The sequence below is a fragment of the Niallia sp. MER 6 genome, from assembly GCF_023714395.1.
Taxonomy (GTDB): Bacteria; Bacillota; Bacilli; order Bacillales; family Cytobacillaceae; genus Niallia.
Genome location: NZ_JAMAUK010000002.1, coordinates 225,737 through 245,081, shown reverse-complemented (window position 1 = coordinate 245,081; position 19,345 = coordinate 225,737). Strand labels below are relative to the sequence as shown.

The following is a 19,345-nucleotide window of genomic DNA, read 5'->3' as shown; positions in this document are numbered from 1 at the left end:
TTTCATTTTGTAAGTTATATCATCGTTACATGGATAATTTATAAAAGGAAAAATGGTCAGAAGTGCTTCCGTATTTATTTGGGAAAGGCTTCTGATGGATAAGCGAAAGGGAGAGAATTCTATGTCATTACGAGAAGATGCTTTAAGAATGCATCAAGAAAAACAAGGTAAATTGGAAGTGAACGCAAAGGTAGAGGTGAAGAATGCACAGGATTTGAGTTTAGCATATTCACCAGGTGTGGCAGAACCTTGCAAGGTAATCCATGAGCAGCCTGAGACGGTTTATGATTATACAATGAAAGGAAACATGGTTGGTGTTGTAACAAACGGCACTGCAGTTCTTGGTTTGGGCAATATCGGAGCAGCTGCTTCTTTGCCTGTAATGGAAGGGAAAGCTATTCTTTTTAAAAGTTTTGCAGGAGTGGATGCATTCCCGATTGCTCTAGACACTACAGATCCAGATAAGGTCGTGGAGACAGTCTCGTTAATGGCTGCCGGCTTTGGCGGAATCAACCTGGAGGATATTGCAGCACCACAATGCTTCGAAATCGAAGAGCGTCTTAAGCAGAAATTGGACATTCCTGTTTTTCATGATGACCAGCATGGAACAGCAATTGTCACAGTTGCCGGACTGCTGAATGCCTTAAAAATTGTTAAGAAGGAATGGAAAGATATTAAGATTGTTTTAAATGGAGCAGGAGCTGCAGGGATTGCTATTACAAAGCTGCTTTACTCATACGGGGTTACAAATATGATCATGTGTGACACAAAAGGGGCAATTTACGCAGGTCGTCCTGAAGGGATGAATGCAGTGAAGGAATCTGTTGCTGCTTATACAAATATAAACAAAGAATCTGGTTCTTTAAGTGATGTGATAAAAGGCGCAGATGTATTCATTGGCGTATCAGTTGCTGGTGCATTAACGAGTGAGATGGTTTCAACAATGAATAAGGATGCTATTATTTTCGCGATGGCAAACCCGGTTCCAGAAATTACTCCAGCTGAGGCGAAGTCTGCAGGAGCTGCCGTTGTCGGAACTGGAAGATCTGACTTCCCGAACCAGGTGAATAATGTGCTAGCATTCCCGGGAATTTTCCGTGGAGCATTAGATGTGCGTGCGACAGATATAAACGAGGAAATGAAGCGAGCTGCAGTTGGTGCAATTGCTGATTTGATTGAAGAGTCCGAATTAAATCCAGATTATGTTATCCCAAGTCCATTCGATCCGCGTGTTGCCCCTGCAGTAGCTGCAGCGGTAGCTAGTGCCGCGATGGACACAAAGGTAGCAAGAATTACAGTTGATCCTCAGCAAGTGTTAAACAGAACTGCTGAGCTGACAAGCATCGGCAATTAATAATGAAAGGCTGCAGCATGAGCTGCAGCCTTTTTGTTTAGGAAGATTGGCCTTCCAGAACAGGGTTTGCTTCTTGGAGAGCTTTTTCTTTTTTCGGTTTCATACTGAAAAGCAGATTTAAAAGGATGGCAACAAGACTTCCGGAAATAATGCCGTCACTGACGATGATGCGCAAGAAGGAAGGAAGTTGGGCAAATAAGTCAGGAACAGCAGTGGCGCCAAGACCGATCGAAACAGAGCAAGCCATTATTAGCAGATTTGCTTGTTTGCTGAAGTCAACAGTACTGAGCATTTTGATACCTGATGAAACAACCATTCCGAACATCACGACTGTTGCTCCGCCAAGAACGGGTGTCGGAATGACGGTTGCAAATGCCGCTATTTTTGGAATCAAACCAAGAAATACTAGGATACCGCCAGCTGCAACTACTACATTTTTGGTCTTTACCTTGGACAGCTGTACAAGGCCGACGTTTTGAGCAAAGGTATTATATGGGAAGGCATTCAAAATCCCTCCGAGTGTGATGGCAACACCTTCTGCCCGATACCCTCTAGTCAAGTCTTTGTCAGACAGCGGCTTTTCACATATTTTGCTGAGGGCGAAGAAAACGCCTGTGGATTCAATGACAATAACAATTCCAACCACCAGCATCGTTAAAATCGGACCGATTTCAAATGTAGGTGTCCCGAAATAGAAAACACTCGGCAAACGGAACCAGCTTGCTTCTGCAACTGGAGAAAAGTCGACTTTTCCCATGAAGGCAGCTGCGGCTGTTCCAACGATAATACCTGCTAATACAGATAGTGACTGAACAAAGCCTTTTGAAAAACGGCTTAAAATAAGAATGAAAAGCAATACACTAAAGGATAAGGCGAGATTCTCGATAGAACCGAAGTCCGGACTTGCAGCTCCGCCTCCCATGTTTTTTATTCCTGATGGTATTAGCGATAACCCGATGATTGTGACGACTGTTCCGATGACAACAGGCGGGAAAAGCTTCGCAATTTTGCTGAAGAGCGGTGCGCAAATGATGATGAACAAACCTGTTACGATAATGGCTCCATATATGGCAGTAATGCCATAGTTAGTGCCGATAGAAATCATCGGCGTGACGGCAACGAAGGAGCTCCCTAATACTACAGGGAGTCCAATCCCTAAATACTTGTTTTTCCATGCTTGTAATAGTGTGGCGATACCGCATGTAAGCAAATCAATTGCGACTAAGTACGCAAGCTGTTCTGCTGTCAGCTCTAAGGCTCTCCCGACTAATAATGGCACGAGGATAGCTCCTGCATACATCGCCAGCACATGCTGAAGACCTAAGGAAAAAATTTTCCCGTTGTTCAGTTTTGTTTTTGTCATCATTATCACTCTCTCATACTTAATGTTAATTAATCTAACATGTTAGGTTATATTAATTAACATATTAAAGAGTGGGTAAAAATAAGTCATTGGTTATAATGTACAAAATATTTAGAAAATATAGTTTACTTTACACCTGCAGATGGCTGCTGTACCTGCAAAATCGATTTAATTCGAAATGCCAAGCGTAAATGGAAGGTTGTATCTGCGTCTTTCAGGCTTCTTCCTAAAAGCTCTTCGCATTTCTCCAACCGGTAAATAACAGTATTGCGATGAACAAATAGCCTTTTCGCTGTTTCTGATATTTGACAATGTGTTTCCAAATAAACAGACAATGTATGAAGCAGAATTTGGGCATCTTCTTCCTGCTGCTTATTCGACAGCCCTTGAAAGATATGATCACAAAACTCCTGTAAATCCTTCTCTGGGATAATTCGCAGCATTTCCGAAACATCCTTCGGACGGTGCACTTGAATGAACTGTGATTTTGCTGACAGCAAACCTGTATGATAAGCACTCAATGCCTCTTTATAAGCATTCTGCATATTAACGAGCTGGTGACTGATGTTGCTGAGCCCAAATGACATCGTTTTTTTGAAGATTTTTTCTATATTACCTTGAAGATCTTTTAAATAGTCGATTGCCTGTGAACGGAATTCTACATTAGAATCGCCGGCTTCCATGATGAGAATACAATGATCTCCTTTTACAAACAGCTGCGTGAGAAAAGGTGCCTTTATTATTTCTGTCTCGAGGAATTCATACAGATAATCTGTTTCAAGCTGGTGCTGTGCGAATGTTTTATGGACATTGCTTTGATCAACCTTGCCAAGAATCATCAGAGAGGGGAGCTCGTTTGTTAAGGAAAACTCTTTGGCTCTGCTGGTGATTTCTTCTTTTGAAGTTATTCGTCCTTCTACCATGTTTAAAAAGAACTCATTGCGTGCTCTTCTGGCATATTGTCTTTCCGTGTTTTCCCGCATAAGTTCAAAGGTGAGGACATTTGTAGCCTGTTCAATTGTCAAAAGTAAATTTTTATCGTGAATAGGCAGGCTGCCAAGCGCAATCAAAAATGCTGGTTTGCCGATAGGTGTATGGATTGGAAAAGCCGCAAATACTTCTTCTGTATATCTGGAAGAAAAGCATGTACAGGAAGTGCTGTTTAAAAACAGGCGGAAATCCTCTGCATATAAATTCATGATCATTTCACTGATTGGGTGTTTCGAATGGGAAGAAGCATGGATTTGGAAATGCTGATCAAGCAGAATGACCCTCTGACCAATCATATTAGATAAATCGTCAAGCAATTTTTTTATGCCTTTGCCTTTTAAAATATGCTGTGTAAATTTCCTATGCGTTTCAAAAGCAGTCAGTAAATCAGACGTTCGTTCATTTAGCATATATTGCAGTGTAGTATTGACAATTTCTCCAAGCGATTTCTCCAGCGGGATTTGTAAGACGGGAAATTGATGGGTATCAGCATATTGGATAACTTCTTCCGGAATACTTTCTAAGAAGCGGTGTGTTTTTATACCCAATCCGGCGCATTTTTGTTTATGCATAGATTGAACGAGCCCCAACAGCAGTGCCGGATCCTCCTTCAAGTGGTAGGCAGTCGTGACGAGAAAATCATTTTCAAACAGGAAGTCGATGATGTCTGGCGCATCCATCATGGTGACATTTTTAATTTCCCTACCTAAACCGTTTTTTCCAGCAAGGATTTCAATGTCATGAAATGCAGGTTTATTAAGAAGATCAATCAGTTTCATATTAGCCTCCTTCTGATATGCCGTTTTATTTCTTTTTATTATAACGGCAACTTAGTTAATTTGCACAAAAAATTTAGATAATTCTAACATAGTCTCTAATGAATTCAGGAAATATCGTCTTTATCATTAATTAATAAAAACTAACTTGCAGGCGATAAAGTTAAAAACTTGGTAGGAAGGCTAGGAGGAAGTGAGGCATAATGATGAAAACATCCATTCAAGTGAACGAACAAGAAATAGACAGCTGGCTTCAATGGCTGTCTGAATATGGGCAAACGGAAGATGGTGGAGTAACGCGCCTCCTTTATGATGAAAATTGGGCAAAAGCACAAGGAGCCTTAAAGATCAGGATGGAGCAAATTGGCTTATCTGCACAATTTGATGGGGTCGGAAACTTATTCGGCAAGCTTGAAGGCACAGATGAATCAGCAAAATCGATATTGACTGGCTCTCATATCGATACGGTCGTCAATGGCGGCAAATATGACGGCGGATATGGAATTATCGCAAGTTGCTTGGCTGTTAATTATCTTGCTGGGAAATATGGAAAACCGCTGAAAACGATAGAAGTAGTATCTTTATGCGAGGAGGAAGGAAGCCGTTTTCCGCTGGCTTTTTGGGGATCAGGGTCAATCACTGGCAGGTATCAAAAGGACGAAAGCTTGACACTTTTTGATACGGCGGATATTTCTATGGCTCAAGCCCTTAATAAAATTCCGTTTATCCCGGAAAGTGATAGTCTCAAACGAACGGATATTGGCTGCTTCATAGAATTGCATATTGAACAAGGTGCGGTTTTGGAAAAAGAAGAAAAATCAATTGGAGTAGTATCCCATATTGTCGGCCAGCGCCGCTTTACGATAAAGATTACAGGTGAAAGCAATCATGCAGGTACAACACCGATGATGTACAGAAAAGACAGCCTGCATATTGCGTCACAGCTAATTCTTCATGCAATGGACAGGGCTAGTGCTGTTGACAGTTTAGTAGCAACGGTCGGAAGTATTACGGCCTCTCCGAATGTGCCGAATGTTATCCCTAAGGAAGTAGTGTTTACATTGGATGTTCGTCATCATGAAGAAGAAGCAATCCAGCAATATTGTGAGAGTCTATTTGCATTCTTTCATGAAAAATGTGATGAAAAAGGGCTTCAGATTGAGATAGACCAATGGCTGGATGTAAAGCCGGTAGCCATGAACAGCGAATTACAGCTGCAAGCAGAAGAAGTGCTGCAGGACACCGGTCTTCCATACAAAACAATGACAAGCGGTGCTGGTCATGATGCACAGGTATTTGGACCCTACTGTCCGACAGCTTTGCTGTTTGTGCCGAGTACAAATGGAATCAGCCATTCTCCAGATGAGTTTACCAATCTTCAAGACTTGAAAAATGGCGTTACCGTATTAATAGAGTTGCTGCATAAGCTGGCTTACTAATAGAAAGGGAGAGATGATAATGTTTGGCGAACTCAATACACCTTTAAGAACCATCATGACCCCAGGTCCAGTCGAAGTGGACCCTAGGGTGCTCCGGGCAATGTCCAATCCTATTCTAGGACAATTTGACCCTGCCTTTACGGACATTATGAACAATGTGATGAAAATGCTTCAACAACTTTTCAAGACAAATAATGAATGGGCATTTCCAATTGACGGTACATCCCGATCTGGACTTGAGGCAGTACTGGCAAGTGTGATCGAGCCTGGCGATAAAGTGCTTATCCCGATTTACGGCCGGTTTGGTCATTTGCTGACAGAAATCGCAGAAAGATATGGTGCTGAAATCCATTTGCTTCATCGGGACTGGGGCACGGTTTTTGATCCAGAAGAAGTAATTGCGGAAATGAAGAAGGTGAAACCGAAGATTGTTGCGATGGTCCATGGCGAAACTTCTACCGGCTGCATGCAGCCGGTAGCAGAAATAGGCAAGGCATGCAGGGAAGAGGATGTCCTGTTTATTGTTGATGCAGTTGCAACGATTGGCGGCACAGATGTTCAGACAGATAACTGGTATATTGATGCTATAATCGGAGGAAACCAGAAATGCTTATCTGTCCCGTCAGGAAATGCACCAATTACGTATAATGAGCGGGTGGAACGCATCCTTAATCAACGGAAAAAGGTCGAGCGAGGCATTGCGACAGAACAAGAATTAGCAGAAAGAAAGGCATTTTCTGCGATCCGCACTAATTATTTCGACTTGGCCCAGCTTCAAGATTACTGGGGACCAAGAAGGCTTAACCACCATACAGAGGCTACATCTATGCTGTATGCACTTCATGAAGGCTTGAGAATTGTCCTTGAAGAAGGATTAGAGCAAAGATTCAAGCGCCATAAACTTCATGAGAAAGCATTAATTGCCGGAATTGAAGGAATGGGCTTAGAACTGTTCGGAGACGCAGGCTCGAAGCTGCCAACAGTAACATGTATCAAGATTCCTGAAGGCATTGAGGCAGAATCAGTCAGAAGCATGATGCTTAATGATTTCGGAGTAGAAATTGCAAGTTCATTCGGTCCTCTGCACGGGAAAATTTGGAGAATCGGAACGATGGGCTACAGCTGCCGAAAAGAAAATGTCTTGTTTGCATTGGCAAGCCTTGAAGCAGCCTTAATCAGACATGGAGCAAAAATCTCAGCAGGAGAAGGAATTCAAGCTTCACTAAATGCATATGAGAAAGAAAAATCATTCATAAATTCGTAATATTTTTCTAGAAAATTGACAATAATGAATCTATTGATTATCATGTTAAAAAAATAACGAAACAATAAAAAGGATTAGTAAAACGGTGCGGCTATTAGAAGAGAGGGTCTTTTATGCTGAAAGGGACCTATAGCACGGCCTTTGAACCTGCCTTTTTCGTTCTGCATAAGCTGCAGCGGTGTTAAACCGTTATCATGTTTGAGTGTAAAGCCTTGCTTTAAATTAGGGTGGTACCGCCGATTTTCGGTCCCTAATAAAGCAGGGCTTTTTGTGTTTTAAAAAAAGGGAGTGACAAGATGAAGGGCAATTTTGTAGAAAAAATTACGAATATGGAAGATGATTTTGCGAAATGGTATACCGATGTAGTAACAAAAGCAGAACTGGTTGATTATTCGAGCGTACGCGGATCAATGATCATCAGGCCATATGGCTTTGCTATATGGGAAAATATTAAAAATGAATTGGATTTGCGCATTAAGGAAACAGGCCATGAGAATGTATATATGCCACTTTTTATTCCAGAAAGCCTCCTTCAAAAAGAAAAGGACCATATTGAAGGCTTTGCTCCTGAAGTGGCTTGGGTGACGCATGGAGGAGAAGAAGAGCTTGCAGAAAGATTATGTGTCCGTCCAACCTCTGAAGTGCTGTTCGGGGAGCATTATAAAGATATTATCCATTCTTATCGTGATTTGCCAAAGCTATATAATCAATGGGCAAATGTTGTTAGATGGGAAAAAACAACGAGACCATTTTTGCGCACATTAGAATTCCTCTGGCAGGAAGGACATACTTGTCATGAAACAGAAGCAGATGCAGAAAAAGAAACAGTACAAATGCTTCATGTTTATGCAGCGATATGTGAGGAGATATTAGCCATTCCAGTCGTTAAAGGGAAGAAAACAGAAAAGGAAAAATTTGCTGGAGCAAAATACACATATACAATTGAAAGTCTGATGCATGACGGCAAGGCATTGCAATCAGGCACATCTCATAATTTAGGCGATCATTTTGCCAAGGCATTCGGAATCCAATTTACGGACCGAAACGGTGCTCAAAGCTATGTACAGCAAACCTCCTGGGGATTTACAACGAGAATTATCGGAGCAATGATTATGGTGCATGGTGATGACAGAGGGTTAGTTGTGCCTCCAAGGATTGCTCCAACTCAAGTGATGATTATTCCGATTGCTCAGCATAAAGAAGGTGTGCTTGATTTTACCTATCAGCTAAAAGATAAGCTAGCAGGCAGTTTCCGAACAGGCTTGGATGCAAGTGATAAAAAGCCAGGCTGGAAATTCAACGAGTATGAAATGAAAGGAATTCCTGTCCGCCTTGAAGTTGGCCCAAAGGATATCGAGCAAAAACAAGTCGTGCTTGTCAGGAGAGATACAGGCGAAAAGCTGGCGGTGCCAATGGAAGGCTTGGAGAAAACATTGGAAGACTTGCTTTCAGATATTCAGAAAAACCTGCTCGCAAAAGCAAGCGAGCATCGCGAAGCTAACACCCATCAAGCCCTTGATTTTGAAGCATTTAAGAACCGAGCAAACCAACCAAAAACCGGCTTTATAAAAGCGATGTGGTGTGGTGACAGAGCGTGCGAGGATTTAATCAAGGAAGAAACTGGAGCAACTTCGAGATGCATGCCTTTCGAACAAGAAAAAATCAGTGATACATGTGTATGCTGCGGCAAAAAAGCAGATGCACTTGTCTATTGGGCAAAAGCTTATTAATAAGGAAAAAGCCGAAGGAGAGCATCCTTCGGCTTAAGTTAGTCTACCTTAAAATTACAAACGTTTTCATTATTCGCTATTTTTACCATATAGATAGGAATAAAGTAGTGTACCCGAAGTATTGACCCCCATGTATTATTTGTTAACATTAATAGTGGGAGAAATAAAGCGTTATTATGACATGCTTCACTCTCAAAAAAGGTGAAGTGCCATATGGGAAAATAGATTGCCTTTAGTCCTTGCTGGTTGATGACAGGACATCAGGCAGTGGAGGGGTATCGGATGAGAAAATGGGCTGTGATTGGCATAATGGCCCTGTTTCTGGCGGGCTGCAGCTCGGAAACATATGAAAACGACATGAAGGCAGCAAAAACAGCAATTGAGAGCGGTGACTTAAAAAAAGCTCTGCTGTCACTGGAACTCGCACTTGAGCAGAAGCCAAAGGATGAAACAGCACAGAATCTACATAAAAGAGTGGCTGGATTAATGGATATTAAATCTGCCATTGATAACGGCAACTGGAGTGACGCCTTATCAAAAGCAAGCCAGCTTGCAGAAGATGGCAGGGTGGAAAAGGACCTAGATACACTGTTAGACAAATATTTGGTGGCAGCAGAAGCCAATGCAAATGAATAGGAGAGGAACCAATCTATAGGCAGGTTGGTTTTCATTCAGAAAGGCGTATTTTCTTTGGAAAAAGCGTCTTTTTTATTTTTTTTGAATGGTTAGTTAGAAATTATCAGATGAATTTTTCAAAACTAATAGTTTTCCTAACGATTTTAGGAGTCGAGACTACTAAAAGATAATATAGTTTAAAATTTAGGTTCCGACGGCAGCTTTGCACAGTCAGAACCTAAATTATTTCAATCATTCATCCTTCGGGTTCCCTACAAAAGCCTCTGGAATCATCGTAAATCCTTCAATCACCGTATCTTCTTCTACTTCAATCATTAAATAGCGTTTGCCGCTGAATTCTACTTGTTTAACATAGCGTAAATCTGGCGGGCTGATAGCGATATTAGCAATTTTCGTACTGATTTTAATAGATTTAGAGGTGAATTTAGGCAAAATATTGCTTGCTTTGAGCTCGTATTTGTCATCATCGATAATCTTTTTAAAGGCAAATTCGACTTTTTCTGTGCTTATATCTTCTACTCCGCTCATCTTCAAGACTTGTTCCACGTCTTTAGAGTCCAATTTAGGCGGTTCTTCTTCTTCATTTTCTGTAATCATGCGGTTTATCTCTTCATAAACGTTCGAGAGGGTGGAGGTATTTAATTGGTCACCAGTTACATCTTTTATGATTTCTTCGAACACAATTTTATCATCTTGTGCTGTCATAATTTCTTCTCCGTTTAAAACCTCTTCAATAAATGCATAGTCAGGTTCATGAACCTTGCCAGCTGCATAGAGGATATGGTTAACATCCGCTGCATTGTCTGTAAAGCATGGGAAAAGGAAGCCGCCCATTGGAGCATGAAGATTAATGATTGGATCTAATACGATATTGTATTTAAATTCTCTATCAACATAATCGAACAACAGCTCTTTTTTAGGATCTTGTGTGTTATTGATGCTGCATAAAATAAACGAATGAGAGAAAACAGTATCCCGTTCATTTTCCTCCGACTCTTCACTGCGGCGTTTCATCGGCTTTATATACTCTCCGCGAATGAAAGTGACAACAATATCTTTTTCATATTGTCTGATTGCGAGCATTTTTTCTACAATCTTTAACATTTGGTCTTTCCAATCATCGACCTCACTGCTTAGCAGTCCTTGATGGAGAATAAGCTGGCTGCTGTTCTCAGCATCTCTCTTAAATTTGAGTTCAAAGAGCTTTTCATCCATTTGACCTGCGAGCATTTTTTTAAAATTATTTAAAAACAGCTCTTGCTGATCTTGATCAAGCATAGCGAATGGCTGGCTTTGGGAATGAAAAATTTCGCTTGATTCTTTCATGATATAGACATTAAAAATATCAGAGATTTTCAATTTATCATTGTTTATCTTGAATTGTTTTCGTATGTTTCCTACGTCTTTCTTGTTCATGATTTTTATACACTCCTAAGCTATCACGATTGGCTATTTTGGCAAAACAATTTTAGTCATTCATTTATATTAACATATTTAATTAATAGAATATAAGGGAGGAAAAAGGTCGTATTATAGAGAATATTTGAAAGGATATTGTAGATTTACGTAGTTTTACAAACTTTTAACAACAGGTTAATACAGTATATCTACAATATAGGAGAATCGTTGACAAAATATGCGATAAATGTCGTGTTAACGATAAAAAAAGGAGGAAATTTTAGAATGAAAGATAGGAATCAAATGGCTGTACTGGCAAGTATTTTTTCAACATTAGCATTATTGGTATCTATAATTCTACCAACAAGTACATATGCTGCTGAATCAAATGATAATTATTCCTTAACGATTATGCATATGAATGATACACATGCACACGCAGACCTTATGCCAAATATGGTTACGGCAATTAAAGAGGTTCGAGCTGCAGATCCAAATGCACTACTATTTAACGCAGGAGATGTTTTTTCAGGAACATTATATTTCAATCAGTTTAAAGGCCAAGCAGATTTAGCACTACTAAATTTAATGGATATTGATGCAATGATTTTTGGAAATCATGAATTTGACTTAGGTTCAGGGGAAAATGGCCATAAGTCCTTATCTGAATTTGTTTCAAAAGCAAATTTTCCTTTTTTAAGTGCTAACGTAGATTTCTCTGGTGATGCGTATATGGCAAGCAAAACAAATAATTCTTATACAGAATCTCCTGAAGATGGAATTGTTTATAACGGTATGGTTAAAGAAGTAAATGGAGAAAAAGTTGGTATCTTTGGATTAACAACAGAGGACACAGCGAATATTTCCAGTCCTGTTAATGTGAAATTCCAAAACTATATAGAGAAAGCAAAAGAAGCAGTTGCAGCATTTGAAAGTAAGGGAATTAATAAAATTATTGCTGTAACACATATTGGTTATGACAGTAATCCAGAAATGGGCAATGACTTACAATTAGCTAAATATATTGATGGAATTGACGTTATTGTGGGTGGACATTCTCATACACAATTGAATGAGCCTGTAGTTATTACAGCGGATGAAGCTGGTGCTGCAAAGGATCCAACTGTAATTGTACAAGCATACCAGTATTCTACATTGCTGGGAGAATTAAAGGTAGACTTTGATGAAAATGGGATAGTTGTCGGTCAAGCTGGTCAATTAATTGATGTTGCATCAAAAGCAGCAGATGCAGAAGCGGCAGCTGTACTGGCGCCATATAAAGCGGAAATTGATAGTTTAACAAATCAAGAAACAGGGGCAGTTGCCAAAAAACCTTTATTAAACCCACGTTTAACAGACAGTGAAGTTAGTGTGCGGGCAAATGAAACAGAACTTGGAAATCTTGTAACAGATGCTATGCTTGCAAAAGCGAAAGAAAAAAATGAAAATGTTGTCATTGCCATGCAAAATGGGGGCGGAATCCGCGCTGCAATTGATGAAGGACCTATTACTACAGGCGAAGTTATTGCCGTATTGCCATTTGGGAACGATCCTGCATTTGTCCAGCTGACAGGTGAGGAAATTAAACAAATTTTAGAATATAGTGTGCGTTTAGCGCCAGCGGAAAGCGGCGGATTCCTCCATGTATCTGGAATGAAATTTACGTATGACAGCACAAAAGAAGCTGGTTCTCGCGTAGTTTCGATGCAAGTAAAAGTAAATGAACAGTATGAAGACATTAAGGCAGACCAAACGTACTTAGTAACTACAAACAACTTTACCGCAAAAGGCGGAGATGGTTATGAAGTATTTGCTAAAGCCTATCAAGAAGGCCGAGTTCAAGATATGGGTGCAATCGATTGGGAGCAGCTACGCGATTATATGGTTGATAACATAAATGGAGAAGTAGATCCTCAATTGGAAGGACGTATCATTGATACACTAGGAAAAGCAGTGGAACCAGAAACACCGGTTGATGAAGACGACGGTAATCAAGACGATGACAATGGACCAGAAACACCAGTTAACGATGGTGATGATAATTCAGATGATGATAATGGTTCAGAGACTCCAGTTACAGACGACAATAGCGATAATGGTGATGACATTCCAGCAAAAGATGATGGCAAGACTGATGACAGTGCAGACAATGGAGCAGCACCAGGTTCTGACAATAATCAAAACCAAAATGTAACTCCAGACAAAACATCAGACGATAAAGCAACGTCTGGAAATACAGCTGGAAATGCACTTCCGAATACTGCTACAAACAATTATACGATGCTGTTAGTCGGTGGACTGCTGTTTGTGGTTGGTATTGGAGTACTGGTTTATAGAAAAGTAAGACATGCTTAAAGAGTGATAAAAAGAGACCTAGTAGATTGCTTCTACTAGGTCTCTTCTATTATTAATCTTAGACTGTTTGATTTTTGTTCTGCTTTTCTAACTCTTGCTCATTGCTTTCGTGCAAATGTTTCGTTGCTGGCCAGAAGGCAGCTTTTTTGCATAGTGCAGTGATGCTAGGAACTAAAAATGGACGAACTACAAACGTGTCGAGAAGCACACCAATAGCTGTGATTGTTCCGAAATGAACCAATATTTGAATTGGCAATGTTGTTAAGACCATAAAGGTTGCGGCTAAGATAACCCCTGCTGAAGTAATGACTCCGCCGGATTCTGCAACCCCTTCTTTAATCGCCTGGCTAAGAGGCATTTCTTTACTTTTCTTCCAAATGCTCGAAATCATGAAAATATTATAATCTTCCCCGAGTGCCACAATAAAGACAAAGGCGTAAAGCGGAATAAGTCCTTGGATTGCCTCTACTCCAAAACCGTAGTGAAGAATAACCCAACCTAAGCCTAATGCGCTGAAATAAGACAACAGCACTGTTGCAATTAAATAAATTGTAGCAGTGATTGAACGTAAGTAGGCAAGCAGAAGGACGGCAATCATAGCAACAATTACTGGAATGACAAGACGTGCATCACTGTCAGTCGTTTCCTTCGTATCAAGCTGTTCTGCTGTTATGCCCCCAATCCAGACTTTCTCACTGCTTTCAGTGATGCCATTGTCAGAAAGAGTTTTTTCAACCGCTGCACGCAAGTCAGGGAGCTCTTCCATTGCTTCATTAGAATAAGGGTTTGTGTTTAATTCAACAGAGTATTTAAACAAGCCCGAATCATTTTTTGCTTGTTCTCCTTCTGAAACATTTGCAACAAATGGAAGGTCATTTAATACATCTTCAACAGGAATATCACTACCTTCTATTTGGACAACAACCTCTGCAGGAGCTAGTTCACCAGCTGAGAAATGCTCAGAAATAATCGTGAATCCTTCCCTTGATGGCATATCGTCAGGGAAAGAGGATAATGTGTCATAAGTGGATTCCATCTTTAATGACAGTAAAGCAAAAACACCTAAAAATACTGTTGTAATAATGGTTACTTTCCATGGATGATTTACAGCAATTTTGCCGATGAATTCGCCAAGAGAACGAGACTTTTTCTTCTTCTTTACTGGTTTTGCTTTTTCCATCTCTGGTGTTTTAGGCATGAATGGGAAGAAAGAAACTCTTCCGAAAATAGCCAAAATTGCTGGCACAAGTGTTAAGCTTGCGACCATCATGATTAAAATGGAAAGACTGAAAGGCACAGCAAAGCGCTGTATCGAACCATATTCTGCGAGCAAAAGAATAATCAGGGAGAACACAACGGTCAATCCGCTCATTGCAACTGCTCCACCTGAACGGCGCAGGGCATTTGCCATGGCGATTTCCTTCTTCGTTTCCACTTTTAGCAAGCTTCGGTATTTGCTTATGAGGAACAAGCAATAATCAGTTCCAGCACCAAAGAGAAGAACCGTCATGATTGCGATGCTTTGTGAATCGAATTCAATCCAGCCAGCTTTGCCCATTCCGCCTAATACAGGACTAATTACTAAATAAGCTATCCCAACTCCAATCAGCGGGATGATTGCTAATATCGGAGAACGATAGATAACTAAAAGACAAATAAGCACAATAACGACTGTACCAATCAGCAAGGACAAGTCGCCTTGGCTGAATAGTGCGGCTGCATCAACAGCAATCCCCACAGGACCTGTAGTTCTGGCAGACAGTGTATCTTCATCATTTATATCTGCTTTAAAAGGATCTGTGCTGAAAATGTCAGACGCTGCAGTTTGTAGCTCTTCCAGACTTTTTTCCAGCTCTGCTGTTGTTGTAGACTTCTCGAACAATACGGGAAGGACAATGGTTGTTTCATCCTCTGATACTTGCTGCTGAACTGCTTCAATCGGCAGCTGGTGAAGTGGGATAACACTTTGCTGGTGGACAACCGGTTCCTCCGTTAATTTACCTGCCAGCTCTTGAATTTGCGTTAAATCATCATTTGAGAGGCCGGTATCTCGATGAAAGGTAATCAGGGCCGGTGTTCCTTGTTCATTTGGAAATTCTTTATTAATAATAGCTTCTGCTTCTTGAGAAGGTGAATCTTCAGGCAAGTTTGCAGCATTCTCATTTTTTTGTGAGCTTGCTTGCGGCAGTGTTAAGCTTAGGACAAGGACAAGACAGATCCAGGCAAACAGTGTAATCCATCTTCCTTTTTTCCCTGAAACAAATCGGAAAACGGTAGGGATAAAATTTTTCACTTTTTCTAGCTCCTTTATCATTGTTATTATGATGAACTTATCAATTGATAAGCTGGAAGAAAAATAATAGCTTATCAACTGATAAGGGAATCAAAAAAATATAATGCTGCTCTTGTTAGAATAAGAAACAGCAATGAATATAGGGTTAAGCAATACCGCTTAAAAATATTTGGACAATGAGCTTAGCTTTTTTATCTATGATAGCTTTTTGCTCAGTCTCTGATAAGCGTTTCATATATTCAGGCAAAAGAGCAGACTTTATCATATTCAATAATAGAAGAGATACTTCAAAGCTACTGCTGTCTATCTTTTCAAATGATCCAATTTCCTTATTAGCGACAGCTTCCTCAAACATTCTCATAATAGGTGCAAGAAAGCCTTTTTGCCAATGGGAGTTAATGGTTTTTTTGACATCTTCCGGCATTTCATGATGAAGATCATGAAACATTTGCATTAAATCTTCTTCGTAATTCTGCATGAAATAGCTGGCTAGATGAAAGATGCGCTGCTTAATATCTGGATAATCGGCGGCTATTTTGTAAAGATAGTTTTCTGTCTGAAGAATGGAAGCTTTCAGAACCTCAATGTAAATCTCTTGTTTATTTTGGAAGTGATGGTATAAAGCAGGCTGAGTAATGCCACAGGCTGCTGCAATTTTCCTTGTGCTTACAGCACGATAACCAAGCTCCATAAATAAGGTAGTCGCTGCCTTAATAATCAAATGATGTGTATCCATTGTCTGTGACTGCAGCTCTTCGTGATCCCTTTTCATTTTGTTTCCTTTCTATTACCCAATAAAATGATTTATCACTCGATAAGTATAAGAGAAATTTAAAAAATATGCAATTGTGAACAATAGGTGAACAAGTTTGTGAAATGCTGAACAAATCAAAGAGAACCTATTGCAGTTTGATTGGAAAGTGATTAAGATATGCTTGTAAGTAAAAATTATTGGTTCTAAAGGGATAAATATCCAAGTTCTTTGTGGTTATCCTTTAAAAGATAAACCGGGTCATAAAGCTGACAATTCGGTTTTTCTTTTAAAGTTAACTTGTGAAATTATTCACAAACTATATTTGTTTCGAAAAAGGAAAAATTCTGGAGGGATTAAAAGATGTCAACTGTCGAAAAGGATGTAAAGCTAAAGCAGGAAGCTGCAGATGTGCAGGCAATTATTGATGAGATTGCTGAGAAAGGCAAACAGGCGCTGGATGAATTTTATAAGCTTAATCAGGCTCAGGTTGATCATATAGTCAAGGAAATGGCATTGGCAGGACTCGATAAGCATATGTACTTGGCAAAGCTTGCAGTTGAAGAAACTGGAAGAGGGATTTATGAGGATAAGATTACGAAAAATATTTTTGCCACTGAATATATTTATCACAGTTTAAAATATGACAAAACGGTCGGAATAATCAGTGAGGATGATGCGGCCGGAATCTTTGAAATTGCTGACCCAATCGGTGTTATTGCAGGTGTCACACCTGTGACAAACCCAACTTCCACAACGATGTTTAAAGCCATTATTGCTATTAAGACACGCAATCCGATAGTCTTTGCATTCCACCCATCTGCACAGCGCTGCAGCAGTGAAGCAGCAAAAATTTTAAGGGATGCAGCAGTTAAAGCAGGTGCACCTGAAAATTGCATCCAATGGATTGAAAAACCATCCATTGAAACGACAAAGGCATTAATGAATCATCCAGGAATTTCTATGATATTAGCAACAGGCGGACCAGGCATGGTTAAGTCCGCATACAGCTGCGGAAAGCCAGCTTTAGGTGTTGGAGCTGGGAATGTACCTTGCTATATAGAGAAAACAGCTAAAGTAAAACGAGCAGTCAATGATTTAATCTTATCCAAAACTTTCGACAATGGAATGATTTGTGCATCTGAACAGGCGGTTATCGTCGATCAGGAAATTTATGAGGAAGTGAAAGGTCAGCTTATCCAAAATGGCTGCCACTTCTTAAATCCAGAAGAGCAAAAGAAGGTAGAAAACCTAGTTATCAATGTAAATACATGTGCAGTAAACCCGGATATTGTTGGCAAGCCTGCCTATGAAATTGCAGCAATGGCTGGAGTGCAAGTTCATAAAGATACAAAAATTTTAATCGCTGAACTGGAAGGAGTCGGACCAGCATATCCTCTTTCCCGAGAAAAACTAAGTCCTGTCCTTGCATGCTATAAAGCTGAATCAACAGAAGAGGGACTGAAGCGAGCTGAAGAGATGCTTGAGTTCGGCGGATTAGGGCATTCTGCTGTCATTCATTCAGAGGATGAAGATGTAACGAAAGAGTTTGCCTTAAGAATGAAGGCATGCCGCATTATCTGCAATGCGCCATCTTCCCAAGGAGCAATCGGGGATATATACAATGCGTTTATGCCGTCCTTAACGCTGGGATGCGGATCATATGGAAAAAACTCAGTTGCCACTAATGTAACAGATGTGCATTTATTGAATGTAAAAAAACTTGCTAAAAGGAATGTGAATATGCAGTGGTTTAAAATTCCGCCAAAGATATATTTTGAAAAAAATGCTGTTCAGTATTTACAAAAAATGAAGGATATCTCACGTGTCTTTATCGTAACAGACCCCTATATGGTCAAATTCGGCTATGTGGATAAGGTGCTTCATCATTTAAGACAAAGATCAGACCTTGTTCAAGTCGAAGTATTCTCTGATGTTGAACCAGATCCATCTTTAGATACTGTTGTCAGAGGAACGGAAATGATGGCTAAATTCCAGCCTGACTGCATCATTGCATTAGGCGGAGGTTCACCGATGGATGCGGCTAAAGGAATGTGGCTGTTCTATGAACATCCCGATGAGGATTTCTTCGGACTTAAGCAGAAATTCCTTGATATAAGAAAAAGAGTTTACAAGTATCCAAGTCTTGAAGGCAAATCAAAATTTGTAGCGATACCGACAACATCTGGAACAGGCTCTGAGGTCACGTCCTTTGCCGTTATTACAGACAAAGAAAATAATATTAAATATCCGCTGGCAGATTATGAGTTAACACCAGATGTTGCCATCGTTGACCCGCAATTTGTAATGACAGTTCCTCCTGCTGTTACAGCAGATACAGGCATGGATGTACTGACACATGCGGTAGAGGCTTATGTTTCCAATATGGCTAATGACTACACAGATGGATTGGCTGTTAAGGCGGTGCAATTAATTTTTGAATACTTGCCAAGAGCTTATCGCAACGGATCTGACGAGGAAGCGCGTGAAAAGGTTCATAATGCCTCTACCATTGCGGGCATGGCGTTTGCAAATGCATTTTTAGGAATAAACCACAGCCTAGCCCATAAGCTGGGGGCAGAGTTCCACATTGCCCATGGCCGTTCAAATGCGATACTAATGCCGCATGTTATTCGCTATAATGCGGAAAAACCAAAAAAATTCACAGCATTTCCTAAATATGAGCATTTCAAGGCAGATGAGCGCTATGCTGAATTGGCAAGAATACTTGGGCTTCCTGCCAACACAACAGAACAAGGAGTAGACAGCTTTGTTAAAGCAGTCATCCGTTTGGCAAAAGAGCTCCATATCCCAATGAGCATTGCTGCTAATGGAGTTGATGCAAAAGCCTTTGAAGAAAAGGTGGACTATTTGGCAGATCGAGCCTTTGAAGATCAATGTACAACAGCAAATCCTAAGCTGCCATTAGTTGCAGACTTGGCCGATATTTATCGAAAAGCGTATAAAGGAGTATAAGTAAAGACAAAAGACCACAG

General features: G+C 40.2%; 12 protein-coding genes. 7 read left to right on the top strand and 5 right to left on the bottom strand.

Annotated elements, in window-relative coordinates; genetic code table 11:
- The first annotated feature begins 121 nt into the window (after nt 1-121).
- Complete coding sequence (gene ystJ, locus M3600_RS03740; protein WP_233318524.1) at nt 122-1,354, top strand: NADP-dependent malic enzyme; 1,233 nt, start codon at nt 122-124, stop codon at nt 1,352-1,354.
- A gap of 37 nt (nt 1,355-1,391) precedes the next feature.
- Here ystJ and M3600_RS03735 read toward each other — a convergent pair whose 3' ends face one another.
- Nucleotides 1,392-2,717, bottom strand: a complete 1,326-nt coding sequence (locus tag M3600_RS03735; protein ID WP_396953781.1) for a nucleobase:cation symporter-2 family protein — start codon at nt 2,715-2,717, stop codon at nt 1,392-1,394.
- A 125-nt stretch (nt 2,718-2,842) separates the two neighbouring features.
- Nucleotides 2,843-4,486 carry a PucR family transcriptional regulator gene (locus M3600_RS03730; protein ID WP_251644748.1) on the bottom strand — a complete coding sequence of 548 codons (1,644 nt, stop codon included), beginning with the start codon at nt 4,484-4,486 and terminating at the stop codon, nt 2,843-2,845.
- Between the two features lie 200 nt (nt 4,487-4,686).
- On the opposite strand from M3600_RS03730, the gene allC reads away from it, so the two are divergent.
- The 4 genes from allC (at nt 4,687) to M3600_RS03710 (ending at nt 9,552) form a co-directional block, all read left to right on the top strand.
- On the top strand, nt 4,687-5,922 hold the full coding sequence (allC, locus tag M3600_RS03725; protein ID WP_311315879.1) for an allantoate deiminase: 1,236 nt from the start codon (nt 4,687-4,689) through the stop codon (nt 5,920-5,922).
- 13 nt (nt 5,923-5,935) lie between these two features.
- Complete coding sequence (locus M3600_RS03720) at nt 5,936-7,186, top strand: pyridoxal-phosphate-dependent aminotransferase family protein (RefSeq protein WP_285854693.1); 1,251 nt, start codon at nt 5,936-5,938, stop codon at nt 7,184-7,186.
- Nucleotides 7,187-7,482: 296 nt separating this feature from the next.
- Nucleotides 7,483-8,916 carry a proline--tRNA ligase gene (gene proS, locus M3600_RS03715; protein WP_237941908.1) on the top strand — a complete coding sequence of 478 codons (1,434 nt, stop codon included), beginning with the start codon at nt 7,483-7,485 and terminating at the stop codon, nt 8,914-8,916.
- A gap of 282 nt (nt 8,917-9,198) precedes the next feature.
- Nucleotides 9,199-9,552 carry a hypothetical protein gene (locus M3600_RS03710; protein ID WP_251644746.1) on the top strand — a complete coding sequence of 118 codons (354 nt, stop codon included), beginning with the start codon at nt 9,199-9,201 and terminating at the stop codon, nt 9,550-9,552.
- Between the two features lie 231 nt (nt 9,553-9,783).
- Here the strand turns inward: M3600_RS03710 and M3600_RS03705 are convergent, their stop codons facing one another.
- Entirely contained in the window at nt 9,784-10,968 is a 1,185-nt protein-coding gene (locus M3600_RS03705; RefSeq protein ID WP_233318536.1) for a DUF4317 domain-containing protein, read from the bottom strand.
- A gap of 267 nt (nt 10,969-11,235) precedes the next feature.
- Here M3600_RS03705 and M3600_RS03700 point away from each other — a divergent pair, with 267 nt between their 5' ends.
- Nucleotides 11,236-13,305, top strand: coding sequence for a 5'-nucleotidase C-terminal domain-containing protein (locus tag M3600_RS03700; RefSeq protein WP_251644745.1), 2,070 nt, complete (start codon nt 11,236-11,238; stop codon nt 13,303-13,305).
- A gap of 58 nt (nt 13,306-13,363) precedes the next feature.
- On the opposite strand, the gene M3600_RS03695 is transcribed toward M3600_RS03700, so the two are convergent.
- Both M3600_RS03695 and M3600_RS03690 read right to left on the bottom strand, forming a co-directional pair.
- Nucleotides 13,364-15,619, bottom strand: coding sequence for an MMPL family transporter (locus M3600_RS03695; RefSeq protein WP_396953778.1), 2,256 nt, complete (start codon nt 15,617-15,619; stop codon nt 13,364-13,366).
- A gap of 124 nt (nt 15,620-15,743) precedes the next feature.
- Nucleotides 15,744-16,370, bottom strand: coding sequence for a TetR/AcrR family transcriptional regulator (locus M3600_RS03690; RefSeq protein ID WP_233318541.1), 627 nt, complete (start codon nt 16,368-16,370; stop codon nt 15,744-15,746).
- A 342-nt stretch (nt 16,371-16,712) separates the two neighbouring features.
- On the opposite strand from M3600_RS03690, the gene adhE reads away from it, so the two are divergent.
- Nucleotides 16,713-19,325 carry a bifunctional acetaldehyde-CoA/alcohol dehydrogenase gene (gene adhE, locus M3600_RS03685; protein ID WP_251644743.1) on the top strand — a complete coding sequence of 871 codons (2,613 nt, stop codon included), beginning with the start codon at nt 16,713-16,715 and terminating at the stop codon, nt 19,323-19,325.
- Nucleotides 19,326-19,345: the final 20 nt, after the last annotated feature.

Coding starts and splice junctions, on each gene's coding strand:
- M3600_RS03730 (WP_251644748.1), bottom strand. CDS start 4,486: ATGAAACTGATTGATCTTCTTAATAAACCTGCATTTCATGACATTGAA.
- M3600_RS03720 (WP_285854693.1), top strand. CDS start 5,936: ATGATAATGTTTGGCGAACTCAATACACCTTTAAGAACCATCATGACC.
- proS (WP_237941908.1), top strand. CDS start 7,483: ATGAAGGGCAATTTTGTAGAAAAAATTACGAATATGGAAGATGATTTT.
- M3600_RS03705 (WP_233318536.1), bottom strand. CDS start 10,968: ATGAACAAGAAAGACGTAGGAAACATACGAAAACAATTCAAGATAAAC.
- ystJ (WP_233318524.1), top strand. CDS start 122: ATGTCATTACGAGAAGATGCTTTAAGAATGCATCAAGAAAAACAAGGT.
- M3600_RS03710 (WP_251644746.1), top strand. CDS start 9,199: ATGAGAAAATGGGCTGTGATTGGCATAATGGCCCTGTTTCTGGCGGGC.
- allC (WP_311315879.1), top strand. CDS start 4,687: ATGATGAAAACATCCATTCAAGTGAACGAACAAGAAATAGACAGCTGG.
- M3600_RS03735 (WP_396953781.1), bottom strand. CDS start 2,717: ATGACAAAAACAAAACTGAACAACGGGAAAATTTTTTCCTTAGGTCTT.
- M3600_RS03695 (WP_396953778.1), bottom strand. CDS start 15,619: ATGATAAAGGAGCTAGAAAAAGTGAAAAATTTTATCCCTACCGTTTTC.
- adhE (WP_251644743.1), top strand. CDS start 16,713: ATGTCAACTGTCGAAAAGGATGTAAAGCTAAAGCAGGAAGCTGCAGAT.
- M3600_RS03690 (WP_233318541.1), bottom strand. CDS start 16,370: ATGAAAAGGGATCACGAAGAGCTGCAGTCACAGACAATGGATACACAT.
- M3600_RS03700 (WP_251644745.1), top strand. CDS start 11,236: ATGAAAGATAGGAATCAAATGGCTGTACTGGCAAGTATTTTTTCAACA.